Source organism: uncultured Flavobacterium sp., from assembly GCF_963974175.1.
Taxonomy (GTDB): domain Bacteria; phylum Bacteroidota; class Bacteroidia; order Flavobacteriales; family Flavobacteriaceae; genus Flavobacterium.
Map to the genome: position 1 here is coordinate 126,821 of NZ_CAXBBR010000009.1, position 18,700 is coordinate 145,520.

16 protein-coding genes and 1 tRNA gene are annotated in these 18,700 nt (G+C 35.7%); 8 read left to right on the forward strand and 9 right to left on the reverse strand.

Translation table 11 applies throughout. The features are described from left to right. Positions 1–45: 45 nt before the first annotated feature. The gene (locus AAC069_RS13960) at positions 46–1,821 is read right to left on the reverse strand and encodes an AMP-binding protein (protein WP_339921095.1); all 1,776 of its coding nucleotides are present in this window, start codon (positions 1,819–1,821) and stop codon (positions 46–48) included. A gap of 417 nt (positions 1,822–2,238) precedes the next feature. Here AAC069_RS13960 and AAC069_RS13965 point away from each other — a divergent pair, with 417 nt between their 5' ends. Beyond that, complete coding sequence (locus tag AAC069_RS13965; RefSeq protein WP_339921075.1) at positions 2,239–3,174, forward strand: nuclear transport factor 2 family protein; 936 nt, start codon at positions 2,239–2,241, stop codon at positions 3,172–3,174. 81 nt (positions 3,175–3,255) lie between these two features. Here AAC069_RS13965 and AAC069_RS13970 read toward each other — a convergent pair whose 3' ends face one another. Beyond that, positions 3,256–3,699, reverse strand: a complete 444-nt coding sequence (locus AAC069_RS13970) for a hypothetical protein (RefSeq protein WP_339921076.1) — start codon at positions 3,697–3,699, stop codon at positions 3,256–3,258. 708 nt (positions 3,700–4,407) lie between these two features. On the opposite strand from AAC069_RS13970, the gene AAC069_RS13975 reads away from it, so the two are divergent. The 3 genes from AAC069_RS13975 to AAC069_RS13985 all read left to right on the forward strand — a co-directional run bounded on the left by AAC069_RS13975 (position 4,408) and on the right by AAC069_RS13985 (position 6,951). Then, complete coding sequence (locus AAC069_RS13975) at positions 4,408–4,626, forward strand: hypothetical protein (protein WP_339921077.1); 219 nt, start codon at positions 4,408–4,410, stop codon at positions 4,624–4,626. A gap of 315 nt (positions 4,627–4,941) precedes the next feature. Next, positions 4,942–5,838: a diacylglycerol kinase family protein gene (locus AAC069_RS13980; RefSeq protein WP_339921078.1), complete on the forward strand. Its 897-nt coding sequence runs from the start codon at positions 4,942–4,944 to the stop codon at positions 5,836–5,838. Positions 5,839–6,000: 162 nt separating this feature from the next. Continuing rightward, the gene (locus AAC069_RS13985) at positions 6,001–6,951 is read left to right on the forward strand and encodes a nitronate monooxygenase (RefSeq protein ID WP_339921079.1); all 951 of its coding nucleotides are present in this window, start codon (positions 6,001–6,003) and stop codon (positions 6,949–6,951) included. A 317-nt stretch (positions 6,952–7,268) separates the two neighbouring features. Here AAC069_RS13985 and AAC069_RS13990 read toward each other — a convergent pair whose 3' ends face one another. From AAC069_RS13990 to AAC069_RS14020, 7 genes are all read right to left on the reverse strand, one after another. Beyond that, complete coding sequence (locus tag AAC069_RS13990) at positions 7,269–7,514, reverse strand: hypothetical protein (RefSeq protein WP_339921080.1); 246 nt, start codon at positions 7,512–7,514, stop codon at positions 7,269–7,271. 1 nt (position 7,515) lies between these two features. Beyond that, positions 7,516–7,695, reverse strand: a complete 180-nt coding sequence (locus tag AAC069_RS13995; RefSeq protein ID WP_339921096.1) for a carboxymuconolactone decarboxylase family protein — start codon at positions 7,693–7,695, stop codon at positions 7,516–7,518. 471 nt (positions 7,696–8,166) lie between these two features. Next, a complete protein-coding gene (locus AAC069_RS14000; RefSeq protein ID WP_339921081.1) occupies positions 8,167–8,499 on the reverse strand; it encodes a hypothetical protein in 333 nt (110 codons plus the stop codon). An 80-nt stretch (positions 8,500–8,579) separates the two neighbouring features. Then, a complete protein-coding gene (locus AAC069_RS14005) occupies positions 8,580–9,512 on the reverse strand; it encodes a hypothetical protein (RefSeq protein ID WP_339921082.1) in 933 nt (310 codons plus the stop codon). 5 nt (positions 9,513–9,517) lie between these two features. After that, on the reverse strand, positions 9,518–9,991 hold the full coding sequence (locus tag AAC069_RS14010) for a T9SS type A sorting domain-containing protein (protein ID WP_339921083.1): 474 nt from the start codon (positions 9,989–9,991) through the stop codon (positions 9,518–9,520). A gap of 524 nt (positions 9,992–10,515) precedes the next feature. Further along, the gene (gene purL, locus AAC069_RS14015) at positions 10,516–14,169 is read right to left on the reverse strand and encodes a phosphoribosylformylglycinamidine synthase (RefSeq protein WP_339921084.1); all 3,654 of its coding nucleotides are present in this window, start codon (positions 14,167–14,169) and stop codon (positions 10,516–10,518) included. 212 nt (positions 14,170–14,381) lie between these two features. After that, complete coding sequence (locus tag AAC069_RS14020; RefSeq protein ID WP_339921085.1) at positions 14,382–15,896, reverse strand: hypothetical protein; 1,515 nt, start codon at positions 15,894–15,896, stop codon at positions 14,382–14,384. A 313-nt stretch (positions 15,897–16,209) separates the two neighbouring features. On the opposite strand from AAC069_RS14020, the gene AAC069_RS14025 reads away from it, so the two are divergent. The 4 genes from AAC069_RS14025 to AAC069_RS14040 all read left to right on the forward strand — a co-directional run bounded on the left by AAC069_RS14025 (position 16,210) and on the right by AAC069_RS14040 (position 18,685). Next, positions 16,210–16,647 carry a PaaI family thioesterase gene (locus tag AAC069_RS14025; RefSeq protein WP_091093027.1) on the forward strand — a complete coding sequence of 146 codons (438 nt, stop codon included), beginning with the start codon at positions 16,210–16,212 and terminating at the stop codon, positions 16,645–16,647. Between the two features lie 46 nt (positions 16,648–16,693). Then, a complete protein-coding gene (locus tag AAC069_RS14030; RefSeq protein ID WP_339921086.1) occupies positions 16,694–17,755 on the forward strand; it encodes an isochorismate synthase in 1,062 nt (353 codons plus the stop codon). Positions 17,756–17,817: 62 nt separating this feature from the next. Beyond that, the gene (gene bshB1 / locus AAC069_RS14035) at positions 17,818–18,534 is read left to right on the forward strand and encodes a bacillithiol biosynthesis deacetylase BshB1 (RefSeq protein ID WP_339921087.1); all 717 of its coding nucleotides are present in this window, start codon (positions 17,818–17,820) and stop codon (positions 18,532–18,534) included. Positions 18,535–18,609: 75 nt separating this feature from the next. Next, positions 18,610–18,685 (forward strand) — tRNA-His (locus AAC069_RS14040). The last annotated feature ends 15 nt before the right edge of the window (positions 18,686–18,700 follow it).

Below are 18,700 nucleotides of genomic sequence, written 5' to 3' on the forward strand. Positions count from 1 at the left end.
ATTATAACGGCTAATAGCTATGGTTTTCTGTAAAGTACCGCCACGCTAACTGTATATTTTCTGGTACTGCTCTTTATAAAGCTCTTTAATAGCTTTTCTTTTCAGTTTCAGGGTTGGAGTCAATTGTCCGCCGTCAATAGACCAAACGTCTGCTGTCAATTCAAATCGTTTGATTTTTTCCCAGCTTCCAAATTTTTCATTTAAATTGTCAATGTCTTGTTGTATTCGTTCCAGTACTTTTTCATGAACTACATGTTCACTATTGGTTTTTCCAATATCCATTTTATGGATCGTAGCCCATTCTTTTAGGAATTCAAAGTTAGGTTGAATAATTGCGGCTGCCATTTTTTGTCCTTCTCCTATGACGATAATCTGTTCAATAAAACGAGATTGTTTCATTGTGTTTTCGATTAATTGTGGAGCTATGTACTTCCCTCCGGAGGTTTTGAACATTTCCTTTTTTCGATCCGTTATTTTTAAGAAGCCGTCTTCATCGATGATTCCTATATCTCCAGTATGGAAATAATGGTCAACAATGACTTCATTGGTTAATTTTTCATCTTTGTAGTAACCCAACATTACGTTAGGACCCTTACAAAGGATTTCCCCGTCTTCGGCAATTTTTACTTCTACATGCTCAATTACTTTTCCTACTGTTCCTATTCGTAATCCTTTATTATTTAAGTCATTAAATGAAATTGCTGGGGAGGTTTCGGTTAATCCATAACCTTCCAAAATAGGAATGTCTGCTGCCGTAAATACACGAGCTAATCTGGGTTGCAAGGCAGCGCTACCGCTTACTATCAATTCGATGTTTCCACCTAATCCTTCTTTCCATTTGCTGAAAATTAATTTTCGGGCAATTTTAAGTTGTATTTCATACCATAAACCGTTGGCTCCATATGGCTCAAATCGTAATCCTAAATCTACAGCCCAAAAGAAAAGTTTCCTTTTTATTCCGGTTAGTTCCGTTCCTTTTGCATAGATCTTATCATATACTTTTTCAAGGAGCCTTGGTACCGCAGTAATCATAGTTGGTTTTACATCTTTTATATTTTCGCTGATTTTCTCTATAGATTCCCCAAAATAAATGGAAACACCATGATATTGATATAAATATAAAGCGGTGCGTTCAAAAATATGACAGACAGGGAGAAAGCTCAGTGCTTTAGCTTTTCCGGCTGGGAACGGAACTAAGTTAACAATTGCTTGGACATTAGAAACTAGGTTGTTATGAGAAAGCATAACCCCTTTTGGTGTTCCAGTAGTTCCAGAGGTATAGATAATGGTAGCTAAATCGTTAGGTAGTACTTTTTCTTTTCGTTCTTCTAGTTCATTTTTATTGCTTTGGTCTTCTCCAAGAAGAAGCAATTCTGACCAGTTTTTACAACCTGGAATTTCATCGAATGAGTACACTTCTTTTAATGCTGGAACTTTATCGCGTATTGTATTTATTTTCTCAAATATTTCTACATCAGATATAAAACAATAAGTTGCGCCAGAATGATTGAGGATGTATGCATAATCATCTGCCGTGATTGTAGGGTAGATGGGTACATTTTGGGCCGCAGTCTGTAGAATCCCAATGTCCATAATACTCCATTCCGTTCTGTTGTTTGTAGAAATCATCGCGACTTTATCGTCTTTCTGAATACCCATTCTTAAGAGTGCTCTGGAAACAGCATTGGCTATGGAAATAAACTCTTCAGTTGAAGTTTTTATCCAAACACCATTCTTCTTTGTTGCTAAAGCATCTGCGATTGAAGAATATTGTTCTAGCTGATAATACGGGAAATCAAAAATTCTAGTTACGGCTGTCATCATATGATATTTAATAGTGATGCAAAATAGTTAAAAAATAATGATAATTATTATTTTTTTGTAAATCATACAGCGTTATTGATGGAATTTAATGCTATTCAAGAGGTTTGTAATCTACCGATAGTTAATTTTATTTATTGTAAAGAAGCCCTCTTTCATTTTGTTCGAATGGCAGTTTTTCGTTTTATAAAGCTGTCATAGGATACTAATAATAGTAGACTTTGCAAAAGAGTAAAGTCGCTCCTGATTGAAGTCTGAATAATTGATTTCCTAAAATTTAGAGTTTAGATTGAAAAGAATTTGTGCTTGTTTGTATGCTCTTTTTGATTGGAATTTTATTTATATATGGTTGATTATCAGGTATTTATGTATATTTTCGCTATATTTAATGTATTATTAACTAATACTATCAATAAAATGAAAAAAGCATTACTAATTGTGATGATGGGGACAACTCTTATCACATACGCGCAAAAGAAAGCTAATGGTACTATTTATGTTGAGCATCCTGCTATTACCGTAGTTGAAGCCATGACTAAGGCCTTTGTTAGTGGAGATGAAAATAAAGTAGCTAGTTATTTAGCTGATGATTTTAAATCCTTTAGTGGTACCAATCAAGCTGATAAAGGGAGTGATAAAGCTTCTTTTTTAAAAAGTGTTAAAAATTGGAAAGATAATATTGATTATCTAAGTATTAAACGTTCTACAGGTGCCTATCCTGATGCATTAGAATATACCGATGACAATCAAAAAGACGTTGTTTGGGTACAGACTTGGGAAGATGTGAAAGGAGTGCACAAAAAAACGGGGGTAAAAATTGACATGCCAGTACATAAGTTATTCGTAGTAAATAAAGACAAGAAAATAAAATCAATAATGACTTATTCTGACGCTGGTGTTGGCAGTGAAATTAATGATAGTTATAGTGTCAGAAAAAACGGAACGATATATAATCATCATGACTATATTAATAAAGTAAGAGTGATGGTTCAAGCATTTGGAAACAAAGATTATGATAAAGCCTATAGTTTTTATGATAAAAATGCAAGTTTCAGAAATATAAATATGGCTCCAGATGAAAAAAGTTTAAACCTGGACCAAATGAAGGAAATGGATAAAAAGATGACGCAGCAATTTGATATTTTAAGTATGGATATGGTAGGGTATCCGGATTATTTTAATTACGAACTTGGAGACGCAAAAGTTGTTCAGTCGTGGTGGAATTGTAACATGACAAGAAAATCGGATAATAAAAAAATAGTGTTACCGGTCCTTTTTATTGATACTTTCAATGGTGAAGGATTAATTACAGATGAAATAGCATATTATAGTGAGAAACTATTGGAAAAATAAATAGTACGTGCAAATATTCATTTATCTATAAAATCAAAAGCCGAAACAATTTGTTTCGGCTTTTTGGTATGATTTTATAGTTTACTCTACATAGTCTTTACTTCGTTCTCCTAAGATGAACATTTTCTTCTTTTCAAAGTGAATAGAAAAATGTGCATTAATCCAATTATTTTTAGCATCCGTTTCTGCAAACTGTTCATTGCTTTTATACCAGAGGGTGTATACTGCATAATTAAATCCTTTTTGGTAGATTGGTGTTCCATTCTTAAAACATTCAATTCCCCATGCCATGGCTATTTTTGACAAGTCGTGCAGTTGAAAAACGCCAGTTCCGTTGGGATTTAATTGTACAATAGGTTCTGTTTCGCCTTCAAAGAGGTAGGTTCCGATTATAGGGTAATCAATGGATGTCGTGATATAGTGAATTCCGTCTCTCGCTACGATTTCTTCTACTTGATTCTGAGCATAGCCATTTGTTACAAATAGTAGTATTGTGAGCAATAGAAGGGTAGAGTATTTTATCATTTTAGTTAGTTTTTGGTATTTTCGTTAATTTACTAGCACTACATAATCGAATAATCAATTCTTGTAGTATTTTTTTCGAAAGACAGCTTTCGGCTAATCTTCGATTTTAACTTACAGCTTATATTACGTTTGTTTGCGGTCAGGATTTCGATAGTGTTTCGTTAGATAATATATATTCACTCCTAAAATAAAGGCATTTGTAATAATAATAGGCCAGGAGATTGAAAGCATAATTCCATAAAGGATAAATAGTACCGCTCCTATTGAATTGATTATCCGAAATGTGTTGAAATTTTTCATTAAAAATGAAATTATCAATATTAGTGATGCTAAATAACCTACCCAGTCTGTTAAAGAAATATTAGTCATTTTTTTATTAAAGTTAAAAAAAGTTTCAATTTATCCTAAAATTTATAAATATAATTGGTTTGAAAACGGAAGGTATAAAGCAATATAGGCCTCTCTGTCGCATATTTTTAGAGGTTGCTGCGAAATAACTTCTATTTTATAAATTAAGAATTTTTTTTAAATGCAAAATATCACTAAAAGTGGGTATTGCCATAAAGAGTTAATTCATTTACTTTAGCTTGAAAATATAGAAAATCTGCGTGTTTGTTAATTACAAGTAATACAACAGTTTAGCAGCTATATTTTGAATGTTTTAGATACATATTAAAACTGTAGTTAGCAATCAAATAATTAATTAGGATGACGAATTTAGAAAAAATCAAAAAAGTAAATGAATTACTTATCGAAGTAATTAAAGACGAGGAGCATCAAGTTGAAAGTTCTTTAAGTGGTTTAAAGGATGTTGTGTTAAGTATCGTTGCCGATTATTGGTTGACTATAAGGGAACCTGAAATTTTTATGGCTAATGTTGAAATTGACCTAGATGAATATTTAGAAGCAGATGCATTGGTACAATAGAGCTTAAATAGGGAAACAAGTTTACTTGGGTGGCATTTCAAAGTGAATAATGCGTCAAGTGATAGGTATATTTAATTGGTAGGTATGTATTTTTACATTTTAGCCATCATTTTTTGAAGCTAAGTATTGTTAGCAGATATATAAAAAAAAGTAGAAAGTATTAAGAAAACTTTCTGCTTTTTTTGTGCGACAAAAAGTTTCTACTCTTATAGGTTTTGGATAAGGGCAATCCGAATTTTGACAGCTGGGAATTGTTTATTAGTTACGTACAAAAACGGACTATATAGTTTAGGTAAATTTTGATATATTTGGAAAATGGCAAAAAAAATTGCATTTATAATCAATGGTTCCCGAAAACTGTCGGATAAGGTGAAACGCAGCATTACGGGTTGCGAAAATCATAGTGCAATTGAATCTATATCATTCATTACTAAAGGACCGAAAGAGGCCATTGTTTTTGCGAATCAGGCTTGTTTGAATGGATTCGACGTCATTGTAGCAGTGGGAGGGGACGGTACCATAAATGAAGTGGTAAACGGAATAGTACAAAGTAAAAACACCAATATCACTTTAGGGATCTTGCCTAACGGCACGGGAAATGATTTCGTACGAGGAACTAATTTAGCGTTAAATCCCGACTCTTTTATAGAGGCTGTTCTTAGGAACGAAATACGATCTGTCGATGTGGGCAAAATCGAAACCTCACTTGGAGAAACATATTTTATAAATATTACAGATATCGGTTTTGGCGGGAAGGTGGTACAAATTCTAGAGAAGCAACGCCGGTTTCTCGGGGGGAAAACATCGTATGGAATAGCTATATTACGTGCTTTTCTTGGATATCGCGTGCCCGTTTTGAAAATTACAACTCCTAATTTTAATTTCGAAGGCCCCGTACTCATGGTGGCTATCTGTAATGGAACCATCTTTGGAGATGGGCTTACAATTAATCCATTTGCTAAGATAGATGATGGGAAATTAAATATAACCCTACTAGGCCGAGTAAGCTTGGTAGACTATATCAAGAATTTGAAAAATCTGAAATCAGGGAAAAAGGTTAACCATCCTGAAGCAATTTATTTTGAAACAGAAAAAATAGATATCAGTGTAGTGGATGGTATTGCCGTATCAGAAGTGGATGGGGAATATTTAGCATCGGGAAACCTAAGTGTTTCAGTTTTACCAAATACAATTTCGCTATTAGTGTACTGATTTACAGTTTTTATGTTAGCAAAAATTCATTTTTGCTGGGATATCTACTTGTTTGTGAAGGCAGTTAGACTGTGAATTAAGCCGCGTATTTTGTTTTAGTGTATAAATAGTAGGCGTGCATAGTATATTTGGTTATATTTGTTTCAATTAAAACTTTAAGTAATGACAAAGCCTACGTTAACTTCCCTTTTGAATATTGATCGTCCACTAATAATGGCACCTATGTTTCTGGTTTCGAATACTGAAATGGTAATTGAAGGAATGAAATCGGGTGTAGCAGGTTGTATTCCAGCCTTGAACTACCGAACATTAGAGGAACTGCGCGATTCCATTTTAGAACTTAGGGCAGCAAAAGTACCGGGAGGTAGTTTTGGTTATAATTTGATTGTGAATAAATCAAATATCAAATACAAAGATCAATTGGAAGTTTTGTGTGCTGAAAAAGTTGATTTTATAATTACTTCTTTAGGCTCGCCGGAAGAAACTATTAATGCAGCTCATAAAGTTGGAATTAAAGTTTTTTGCGATGTTACGGATTTGGCTTTCGCCAAAAAAGTAGAAAGTTTAGGAGCAGATGCTATTATTGCAGTTAATAATTTAGCGGGAGGTCATAGAGGACCACAATCTCCAGAGCAATTGATTAAAGAACTAAATGAAAAGACGGGATTGCCTGTCATTTCTGCTGGTGGTGTGAGTACTAAATCAGATTTAGACAAAATGTTAAGCTATGGTGCGATAGGGGTATCTGTGGGTAGTCCTTTTATAGCCTCGATTGAGTCTGGAGTTTCTGAGGAATACAAACAAGCCTGCGTTGATTATGGTGCGAAAGATATTGTCTTGACTGAGAAAATATCAGGGACGCCTTGTACGGTGATTAATACGCCTTACATTCAAAAAGTGGGAACGAAACAAACCTGGTTAGAGCGTACTTTAAATAAAAATAAAAGCTTGAAGAAGTGGGTAAAGATGATCCGATACATGATGGGGTCTAATGCCGTTACTAAAGCTGCTACTGAATTTACATATAAAACGGTTTGGGTTGCCGGACCAACTATAGAAAACACGACTGCAATACGTTCAGTTACTGCAATTGTTGATACATTAACGGTATAATTTTTAATCCAAATTTATAGGATTTTCATTCCTAATAACCCATTTGTACATCATTATACAAAAGGTTATTAGGATTTTTTTTGTTCAAAATGCAATCATATCCGGTACGAGTAGGATAGTTCTTGTGTGAAGCGCGTGAAGGATAGCAGCGAAAATCCTCTATTGTCTCGTTCTTAAAACGAGACAATAGAGATTGTAGCGAATAGTCTGACCCTTGCGGTCAAGCCCAAAATAATTTAAATAGACTCCACAAAAAAAGCGCTCTCTTTCGAGAACGCTTTCTATATATTAATAACTAAAACTTATTTTTTGTCAATCTAAATACGTCTTCCAAAGTTGGTATGAAATGGTGTGAAGATCGTTGTACCTTTATCAATCTGCTGTCCAACTATTTCACTCAATCGTTCTCTAATTTTATCAACATTAGTTGATGTATTGTGTGCAATTGATAAATTAATTGTTTTAGAAATTCCTTCAAATTTTTTTAGATATTCGGAGTCGGTAAAAGGAATTAATCCTCCAATATTCATTCTCTCAAAAATGCCAATCTTTTTTTGATTCATATTATTTTTCATTTTCAAAGCCCTCTTTTGCGATCATTACCGCAGTCATGGTTTTTGGCCAGCCTGTGTAGAATGCTAAATGAGTAATGATTTCTTTGTGTTTTCCTTCGGTCAATCCGTGTTCTTTTGCAAAATTTAAATTGCCAGAATGTTCGCCGACGACCAAAGCTGCTACAGTAATTAGGCCTCATTCTCGACGTGAAAGCTCTTTTCCTTCCATAAGTCACCAAAAAGTACATTGTCAGTATAAACCAAAAGTTTTGGCACAAAGTCACCTAACATTTATTGTGCAGCTGATATTTTTTCTTCCTTGTTCATTCAATTTGTATTTTTAATTGTCAGTCAAAATGTGTTCGTGTTCTTTAAAGTGTTTCATAATATTGTCACCAACTTTCTCGTGCTTCTAGACGTTTACAAGTTATGAAAACGAGTACTTTCTGATTTATGAAAACATGATAAAACACGGTAATTCCACTAGATTTGCAAATGCCCGATTACTATGACTCAAACAAGTAAAAAAGTTGTCTTTTTAAAAGGCACAAGACTTTAATTATGATTTATTTTGTAATAACGTATTAAATTGCGCAAAGTCGAAGACATTTGCGCAGTAGATACATTTTGCACAACTGGGTTATAATAAGATATGAAGAACCTAGAATGAATTTATAAAACTAAAGTTACCTGCGAACTGCATCATAAATATACCTGTTTTTCCGGCCGACAAACTTATCATAGATCCTGGGCTATAAGTCACGTATATATCACTTACTCCTGTGTTTTTCAATACTACTATCAATGATTTATTGAAGGTACTGCTAGTAAGGTTTACATTTGCATTTGTTTCAAGTGATTTAACGATATCTACACCGATGGAATTTAACCCAGTTGCTGTTACAGTTCCGGCTACCTCTAAAGCAGAACCTGGATTTACAACTCCTATACCCACATTAGCTCCGTTGTTATGAATATTGCTTGAGTTTGTCACCCAAACAGAACCATTCCAATATGGAGTGTTACCCGCTACCGTACCGCTCGAAAGCAGACCTGTAGCACCAGTGTCACCTTTTACTCCTTGCGGTCCAAGATTTCCTTGTGCCCTGTTACTCCAGTGTCACCTTTTGCGCCTTGCGGTCCAACATCTCCTTGTGCCCCTGTTACACCAGTATCACCTTTTACTCCTTGAGCTCCAACAGCTCCTTGGGGTCCTGTTATTCCAGTATCACCTTTTGCGCCTTGCGGTCCAACATCTCCTTGTGTACCTGTTACACCAGTATCACCTTTTACTCCTTGAGGTCCAACAGCTCCTTGTGTACCTGTTACACCGGTATCACCTTTTGTTCCTTGAGGTCCAACATCTCCTTGTGCCCCTATTACTCCAGTGTCACCTTTTGCACCTTGCGGTCCAACATCTCCTTGTGCACCTGCTACTCCAGTATCACCTTTTGCGCCTTGAGGTCCAACAACTCCTTGTGCACCTGTTACACCAGTATCACCTTTTACTCCTTGGGGTCCAACAGCTCCTTGTGCTCCTGTTACTCCAGTATCACCTTTTGCTCCTTGGGGCCCTGTTAAACCTTGTGGACCAGCTGTAGAACTACCCGATGTTTTTGCATAAAGTGCATAAGGCACACTTAACATTTGGCTAGTCCCAGTAATGGTGTAATCGCTTCCTCCGGTAGGATCTGTTTCTGTTTTAAGAAAAAAGGAGTCGGATCCCCAATCAATGTTCGAAAAATCACCAGAAATAGGAGTTCCTGTTCCTATTTCGAAGGTTACTAATCCGTTTGTATTTGTTTTTGTATTAATTTTTTCTACATAAACGGATGTCCCTGAGATAGAACCTTGCAATATACTTATTTGTGTGCCTACAGCTTTGTCTACTAAAAGGGTGTTATTAATATCTCTCACAATTGCTTGATAACTCAACTTGCTTGGGGCTTGAGCAAAACTGGTAGAAGTAATTATTAATGCGACTATTAGTGTGTATAATTTTTTCATAATCTTTAATGTTTAATGATTTTAAAGGATTTTAATTCTTTGCTGTTTTGGTTCACTTTTAGGATGTAAATACCCATTTCTAAGTGTTGCATGGTTATTTGAGTAGCATCATGCAATACTTGTCCTTTTGAGACAGTTCTACCTTGAATATCATACAAAGTGTAGTTAAGACTTGTTAAATTAGAGTCCATTAACTTAAGCACAATGTGATCTGTAGTTGGGTTAGGATAGGTAGCAGCGGTTAAAGTTAGCGCTTTAAATTCAGGGTTGCTTAAAGTATAAAGTTCAATACTTTGTTGAACACCATGCATTGTTGTTCCGTTAATCCCAGAATAAGGCTTGTTTGCCAATTGTCCAACAGAATAACTTAATGTACCACCACTTCCTGTGGCTTCCCCCCCCAATGCTGTTAGGCTTTTTTGTGAATAAATTGAATGTGTAACACAAAATAAAATGGCTAAAATTTTCAGTTTTATCATATGAGAAGGTTTTTTATAGGATTTATTTAAAGAGTTAGATCAATAAATGTATATCCTTGGTTTATTTATTAAATATAAATACATTTAAACGGATAAACAGGTGTTTAATCGATTTTCTTTTTTTTAAATTAAAAATAATTTCAATTAGATATGTTTTTATAACCTTTAAATGAAGTTCTTATTTGCTTAAATAAAATGAAGTTTACGGCGTTATCTTAGAATTAAAAGAGTTCGTGCCTGAATAAGCCACGTATGTCAATTGAAGTTTAAGCTAGACAGGAAAACATTAAAAGTTTAATTCTGCCATCCCAAAATACCAGAGTAGCTGCGATTGTTGATAATGTGGAGGCTTATGGAATAGATAATTTTAAACAGTTTATCATGTATTTTTCCACCGAAGACGCTTCTTTGTCTAACTTGAACATTGCGGAAAAGTTACCGAATTGTCTACCTCAAATAGTATTCATTCCCACAAAAAAAGCGCTCTCTTTCGAGAACGCTTTCTATATATTTATAACTAAAACTTATTTTTTGTCAATCCATTTTTTGGCATTCACAAAGGCTTCATGCCAAGGCGAAACTTCATCGTTTCTATCCTTTGGATAATGTGCCCAGTTCCATTGAAATGTAGAACGCTCAATGTGTGGCATCATCACCAGGTGACGACCAGTTTTATCACAAAGCATGGCTGTGTTGAAATCAGAACCATTCGGGTTTGCAGGATAGCCTTCATAACCGTATTTAGCCACGATATTGTAATTTTCTTCACCCATTGGTAAGTTAAATTTACCTTCTCCATGTGAAACCCAAACTCCTAATGTGCTTCCTGCTAATGAAGACAACATCACTGATTTGTTTTCCTGTACCGTTACTGAGGTAAAGATACTTTCGTGTTTGTGACTTTCGTTATGCAACATTTTCCCGTGTACTTCATGCTCTGGATTGATTACTTCCAGTTCCATAAACAACTGACAACCGTTACAAATTCCTACTGATAAAGTATCTTCACGTTTGAAGAAGTTTTTCAAGGCAGTATTTGCTTTTTCATTGTATTTAAAAGCGCCCGCCCAACCTTTGGCAGAACCCAGTACATCTGAGTTAGAAAAACCTCCAACAGCTCCAATGAACTGAATGTCTTCTAATGTCTCACGACCTGAAATCAAATCGGTCATGTGAACGTCTTTGACATCAAAACCAGCAAGGTACATAGCGTTTGCCATTTCGCGTTCAGAGTTACTTCCTTTTTCACGGATAATTGCCGCTTTTGGACGTGCTTGTGAAGCATCGATTATAGGTTTTTTTCCTGTGAAATGTGTTGGGAATGTATAATTTAATGCTTGGTTTTTGTAATTGTCAAAACGTGCTTGTGCCGTTCCGTTTTTAGATTGTTTTTGGTCTAATAAAAAGGATGTTTTAAACCAAATATCTCTGTATTTCGCAATGTCTAATTTGCAAGGACCAAAGTCTAAAGTTGCTTCGGTAGTTACCGTTCCCATTTTGTAGAAAGCGACATTGTTTGCTTTTAGTTTGCTTTCTAATGCGGCATCGTCTTTTGCTTGGAAAACGATTCCGATGTTCTCTGCAAACAAGTATTTGATGATATCTTTCTCTTCAAAAACAGAGAAGTTTATTTTAGCTCCTAAATTGTTATCGGCAAAACACATTTCCAATAGGGTAGTGATCAAACCACCACTTCCTATATCGTGTCCTGCAAGAATATTGTCTTCTAGGATTAATTCCTGAATCGTATTGAACGCTCTTTTAAAGAAAGCTGAGTCTTTAATCGTTGGTGCGTCTTTCCCTATAGTGTTCAGCGTTTGTGCAAGCGATGAACCACCTAGTTTGTATTCATCTTGTGATAAATTGATATAATAGATAGAACCACCGTCTCTTTGAAGTACAGGTTCTACCACTTTTTTAACATCAGTACAATTTCCTCCTGCAGTAATAATAACCGTTCCCGGCGCAATTACTTCTTCATTTGGATATTTTTGTTTCATCGAAAGCGAATCTTTTCCTGTTGGAATATTGATTCCCAATTCGATTGCAAAATTCGAGCAACTTTCTACTGCTGCATACAAACGAGCATCTTCTCCTTCGTTTTTACAAGCCCACATCCAGTTAGCCGAAAGTGAAATTCCGTCCAAGCCGTCTTTGATAGGTGCCCAAACAATATTCGATAAAGCCTCAGCAATAGCAGTTCTACTTCCTGCAACAGGGTCAAGTAAGGCCGCTACAGGCGAGTGCCCGATAGAAGTGGCAATTCCTTCTTTTCCGTTATAATCTAAAGCCATTACACCACAATTATTCAACGGCAATTGCAACGGTCCAGCACATTGTTGTTTGGCAACTTTACCACCCACACAACGGTCTACTTTGTTTGTTAACCAGTCTTTACAAGCCACAGCTTCTAGTTGAAGCACTTGTTCCAGATAAGTTGATATGTTTTTTACACTGTATTCTAAATCAGCATAATTTCTATCGATAGTTTTATCAGTCATGATCACTTTTGGAGAACTTCCAAAAAAGTCTTCTAAAGCAAAATCCATTGGTTTAGCGCCAGTAGTTTTTGATTCGAAAGTAAAACGATGGTCTCCAGTCACGTCCCCTACTTGATACATAGGAGCGCGCTCTCTATCAGCAATTTTTTGTAAGGTGTCAATGTCTTTCTGACCAATAACTAACCCCATTCTTTCTTGAGACTCGTTACCGATAATCTCTTTTGCCGAAAGGGTAGGGTCACCCACAGGCAATTTGTCTAAGTCAATTAAACCTCCGGTATCTTCCACTAGTTCTGACAGACAGTTTAAATGTCCTCCAGCTCCGTGATCGTGAATGGATACAATTGGGTTTTCATTGCTTTCTACCAATCCGCGAATCGCATTGGCAACTCTTTTTTGCATTTCTGGATTCGAACGTTGGATTGCGTTCAACTCGATACCTGAACTAAAAGCTCCTGTATCTGCAGAAGAAACCGCAGCTCCACCCATTCCGATTCTATAATTTTCTCCACCCAGAATAACGATTTTGTCTCCTGTTTGTGGTGTTTTTTTGATTGCTTGTTCTAATTTTCCGTAACCAATTCCACCCGCTTGCATAATCACTTTGTCGAAACCTAATTTACGGGCATCTTCTTCATGTTCGAAAGTCAGAACAGAACCTGTAATAAGCGGTTGCCCAAATTTGTTTCCAAAATCAGAAGCTCCGTTAGAGGCTTTGATTAAGATATCCATTGGTGTTTGGTACAACCATTTTCTTTCGTTCATTCCGTTTTCCCAAGGTCTGTTTTCTTCTAGACGAGAATACGAAGTCATGTAAACTGCTGTTCCTGCCATAGGTAATGAACCTTGTCCACCTGCTAGACGATCCCGAATTTCTCCACCTGAACCGGTTGCAGCTCCGTTGAAAGGCTCTACAGTTGTTGGGAAATTATGTGTTTCTGCTTTTAAGGAAATAACCGAATCAAATTCTGTTAGTTGATAAAAATCAGGTTTGTCTGCGCTTTTTGGAGCAAATTGCTCTACACGAGGCCCTTTTACAAAAGCCACATTGTCTTTATATGCCGAAACGATGTCGTTAGGATTTTCTAACGATGTTTTCTTAATCATTTTGAATAAAGAAGATTCTTTTTCTACACCATCAATAACAAATTTCCCGTTGAAAATCTTGTGACGACAGTGCTCTGAATTGGCTTGCGAGAAACCAAAGATTTCAGAATCAGTTAGTTTTCTACCTATTTTAACAGCTAAGTTATCAAGGTATTCTACTTCTTCTGGACTTAAAGACAATCCTTCTTGTTTGTTGTATGCTGCAATATCATCAATATCTAAAATGGCTTCTGGTGCGATATTGATAGTAAAAATAGTTTGATTTAACTCGGAGTATTTTTGCGAAAGCATGGGGTCAAAATCGGCAGAATCAGCTGTAGCATAATGAAACTCCTCAATTCTGATGATTCCTGAAATTGCCATGTTTTGGGTAATTTCAACGGCATTAGTACTCCAAGGAGTTACCATAGCGGCGCGGGGACCAACAAAAAAATCCGTCAGGACGGATTTTTCGATTTTATTTGAGTCGGCAAAAAGCCAGTTTAATTTTGAAATGTCTTGAGCTGAAATTTCGCCTTGCGTTTGTACTGCAAAAATTGCTTTGCTTTGGTTTTCAAAGAAATGGATCATTGTTGTGTAGTTTGTTGTATTACGGTGCAAATTTAGTCTAAAAAAACAGTAAGAACAAGTGTAAAAAACGACTTTTTAAAGAAGGTATAATTTAGACAGAACGACCAGAATATGAATTTTCCGCATTCGAAATTCTATACTCGAAATGTAAAAAAAAACAATAAGGTCGAATGTTTAATTTGGAATATGGAAAAACGAAGTTTTAGCTACTGTTATTTAGGGAATGGTTTAGTTTGATAAGCACCTAAATCAGGAGGCGTAGTTCTTGGGTTTCCTAGAATATCTAATGGAATCGAATAGACCGAATTCCCTTTTGCAAAAGCGCCAGAAGTTTCGTCAATATTCAATTTATTCAAGTTTATATTATAAAATTTCGGACTTTTATTTAGTATAATTGCTGAATAGTGTGCGGCATCGGTCGTGAACTGGTAATCTGGATTTGTGGTTGTAGCATCATATTTTATCAAGCAATTATTGAATTGATAGGCAAATGTGGCCGTTGTTTTTTTTGATAAGCTTAGCTCATTCGAATACGAACCATAAATAATACAATTGTTAAAAGTAGCTTGCGTTAAGTCTTTCACTTCGGGAACAGCGCCTGTAATAAAATTGTCTATGGAAACGGCAACTTGCGACGAACTGTTCCAGTTATTATTGAATGTGGAATGAGTGAATTTATAGTTTCCGCCGTAAGAACAAGCTAGACTCGCTAGTCCAGCAGAATTAATTACTATGTTTTCGCCATTGATTTTTGCTGTTTGGGCTAAGATCCCATAATTAGACGAGTCGTAAATCTGCGTATTTTTTATGGATACTGTTGTTCCATCATTGTTTTGAATTAGTAGACCAATAGTGGCATTTTTAATAGTCAAATGATTTATGATATTATTTGTGCTGCCATTTGTAAGCCAGATTGTTCCCCATTGTCCGGGAACATCAGCATATTCAGGTTCTAGCCGGTCGCCTTCAAAAACAACTTCATTTTCAGAGAGAGCTGAATTTGATTTGGATCCATTGATATTTATGGAGGCTTTATTGCTCACGATAAGTCCGGAGTTAGCATGGAAATGGACACGAGATCCTGAATTAAAAACAACTTTTTTTCCTGTGGGAACTGCAGCGTATCCGTAAATAACATACGGCTTTTGATTAGTGAATACGAGTTCGTTTCCATTTACGGGATCATTTTCATCCAGATAAAAACCATATATTTTTTCGTCACCTAACGGAAGTGTTTCGGTAGCACCATCTGCAAAGCGTTTTGGATATAAGAAAACGGCATCTTGGATAAGCGTCACTAATTCTACCTTTTGTAAATTTGTTCCGGCGTCAAATTCAATTTGGTCGGTATAGAGAAAGTCTGATGGGTTAGCATCGGTGATTTTGGCAGTCGTTTCTATAAAAATATATAGGCTGTCTTTTGCAAGTAGGTCTACGTTTTTAAAAGATTTTCCTTCGCTTCCTTGCATTCCGTCCACGGTCATTCGGTATTTAGAATTTAGTCCTTTAGCCAGTTTTATCGTGGGAATGGTAATGTCATTTTTACTTTTATTGTATACTTTTAGTCGGTACGTACTGGAGCCTATATTGGTGAAAACGGTATCTAGGTAGATCGTGTCCTTTGAAAAAGTTAAATCTCCTGTACTTGCAACAGTTTCAAAATCAGAGCGGCAAGAGCAAACTGACAGCAGTATTCCGATAAGAAACAATAGAGAGAAAGGACGCATTTCGTTTGATTTTGTGTAAAAATAGGAAAAAACTCATTTGAATGGTACTGAATTTTAGATTAGAATTTGTAATGTGACGTTTTTTAATGCTAACAGTAAAGCGTTTCTGTAAGTATGGATGAATAAAAACAAAACAATTACCCTAATAAGGTTTAGTTGCTTTTAATGGTTTAAATTAAAAATAGCTGTTCCTAAGTTCAAGAATAATTACTTGATTTATGTTTTGAACAGATGCTAATTCTATGCTAAAGATTATTTTTACTATTTTGTTTCTTCTCTTTTGTCTAAATTTACATTCTATAAAATAAAATTCATGACATTCGATAAAGAAAAAATACTGGAATACTGTAATCGTATTTCCAAAAACACTTTAATGGAAACCTTAAATATTGAGTATGTTGATGCTGGAGAAGATTTTTTGACAGCAACAATGCCGGTGAATCCAACGGTTCATCAACCTATGGGACTTTTGCACGGCGGTGCCTCGGTGGCCTTGGCAGAAAGCGTAGGTAGTGCGGCTTCATTTTTATTTATTAATCCAGAGCTTAGTGAAGTACGTGGAATTGAGATTTCGGCAAATCATTTAAAGGCAAAACGCAACGGGATAGTGACTGCGACAGCAAAGATTATTCATAAAGGTAGAAGCATCCATCTTTGGGAAATACGCATTACCGATGAAAATGACAGTCTCATTTCACTTTGCAAATTGACCAATATGGTTTTGCCTAAAAGAACGATAAAACAAGAGTAAGGGGGCTTTTTTATTAATTAAACTTCGGTTTATAATAAGGTAAATTATGATTGATTTTTTTATCAAAGTAAAACAACAAGAATCCCAAAACTTGCCTTTTGTACTTTACAAAAAGCCAAATAATATTAAAGTGGTTGGGTATTTTCAGAAAAATGATCACTTGTATTTTGCTGAAAATTTCGAGGAAGTTGGTTTTGTTTTTGCTCCTTTTGTAGGCAGCCAAATGATATTGATTCCTTTTGAACAGTCAGTAAAATGGAGTGCATTGATAACTTCTGGTGAAGAAACTCCTGACTCGGCATTTACTCAATTAGAAAATAAACAAAGTCAAGAACATTTTGAATCTTTGGTTCAAAAAGGAATTGACGCTATAGGCGAGGGTGTTTTTAAAAAGGTTGTGGTTTCCAGGAAAGAAACTATCGACTTGGTTAATTTTGATTTAGTTTCAGTCTTTGAAAAATTGATTCAAAGCTACCCAAATGCTTTTTGTTATTGTTGGTTTCACCCAAAAATAGGTTTGTGGATGGGCGCTACGCCAGAACGATTGCTTAAAGCTGATGATAAAAAGTTTTCTACTATGGCACTAGCGGGAACACAAAAAAGCCAGGGTTTAGCCGAAGCAATTTGGGAGAAAAAGGAAATGGAGGAACAGCAGTTCGTCACCGACTTCATTTTAAATAATTTAAAAGAGCTGACTTCAGAAGTAGCGATATCAAGTCCTTATGCTTTAAAAGCGGGTGCTTTATTACACATTAAAACAGATATAGAAGGTGTGTTAAACGATAATTCCAACTTGAAGCAGGTGATTTCTGTTTTGCATCCTACGCCAGCAGTCTGTGGCTTACCTAAACAAGAAGCAAAGGATTTTATTTTGGAAAATGAAGGATATGACAGAGAGTATTACACAGGTTTTCTTGGTGAATTAAACAAAGAAGCATTTAATAAAGAGACTTTGAAATCTGATTTGTATGTCAATCTAAGATGTATGAAAATCAAGGACAATCAGGCACATTTATATATGGGTTGTGGTATCACAAAAGATAGTAATCCAGGAAAAGAGTGGAAGGAGAGCGTCAACAAATCCATGACAATGAAACGGATGTTGTAAGAAGAGAAGAGGTTAGAGAAAAAAAGAAAATAAGTAAGAAAAAGATACAAATAAATATAAAAATGAAATTAGACATATTAGCTTTCGGAGCCCATCCAGATGATGTGGAATTGGGGTGTTCGGGAACCATTTTAAAAGAAATATCCTTAGGGAAAACTGTTGGTATTATTGATTTGACCCGAGGGGAACTAGGGACTCGAGGATCAGCCGAAATTAGAGATCAGGAAGCAAATGCTGCCGCAAAAATTCTTGGGGTTTCTGTTAGAGAAAATCTGGAGATGCGAGACGGTTTTTTTGTTAATGACGAAAAGCACCAACTTGAAATTATAAAAATAATCAGGAAGTACCGACCGGATGTTGTGTTATGCAATGCTATTGACGATCGTCATATTGATCACGAAAAAGGGAGTAAATTAGTTTCTAACGCTTGTTTTTTATCCGGATTGAGGAAAATAGAAACAGAACTAGATGGAGAGATGCAGTTAGTATGGAGGCCTAAAGTAGTTTACCATTACATTCAATGGAAAAATATTGAACCTGATTTTGTCGTAGACATTACAGGGTTTACAGCTGGTAAAATAGAATCGATATTAGCATATGGTTCTCAGTTTTATGATAAGGATTCTAAAGAACCAGAGTCACCAATTACCTCTAAAAACTTCTTAGAAAGCGTGAATTACCGCTCGCAGGACTTAGGTAGACTTGCAGGAGTAGATTATGCGGAAGGTTTTACGGTAGAAAGATATTTGGCAGTCAATAGTTTAGGAGATTTGCTCTAAATTTCCTGATTTTTTTTGAAAAAATTATTTGCAAAAGTGAACTTATGTTGTATCTTTGCCACCGCTAAGCATTATGGTGGTTGTAGCTCAGTTGGTTAGAGCATCGGTTTGTGGTACCGAGGGTCGCGGGTTCGAGCCCCGTCTTCCACCCAAAAGGCAAAAGCCT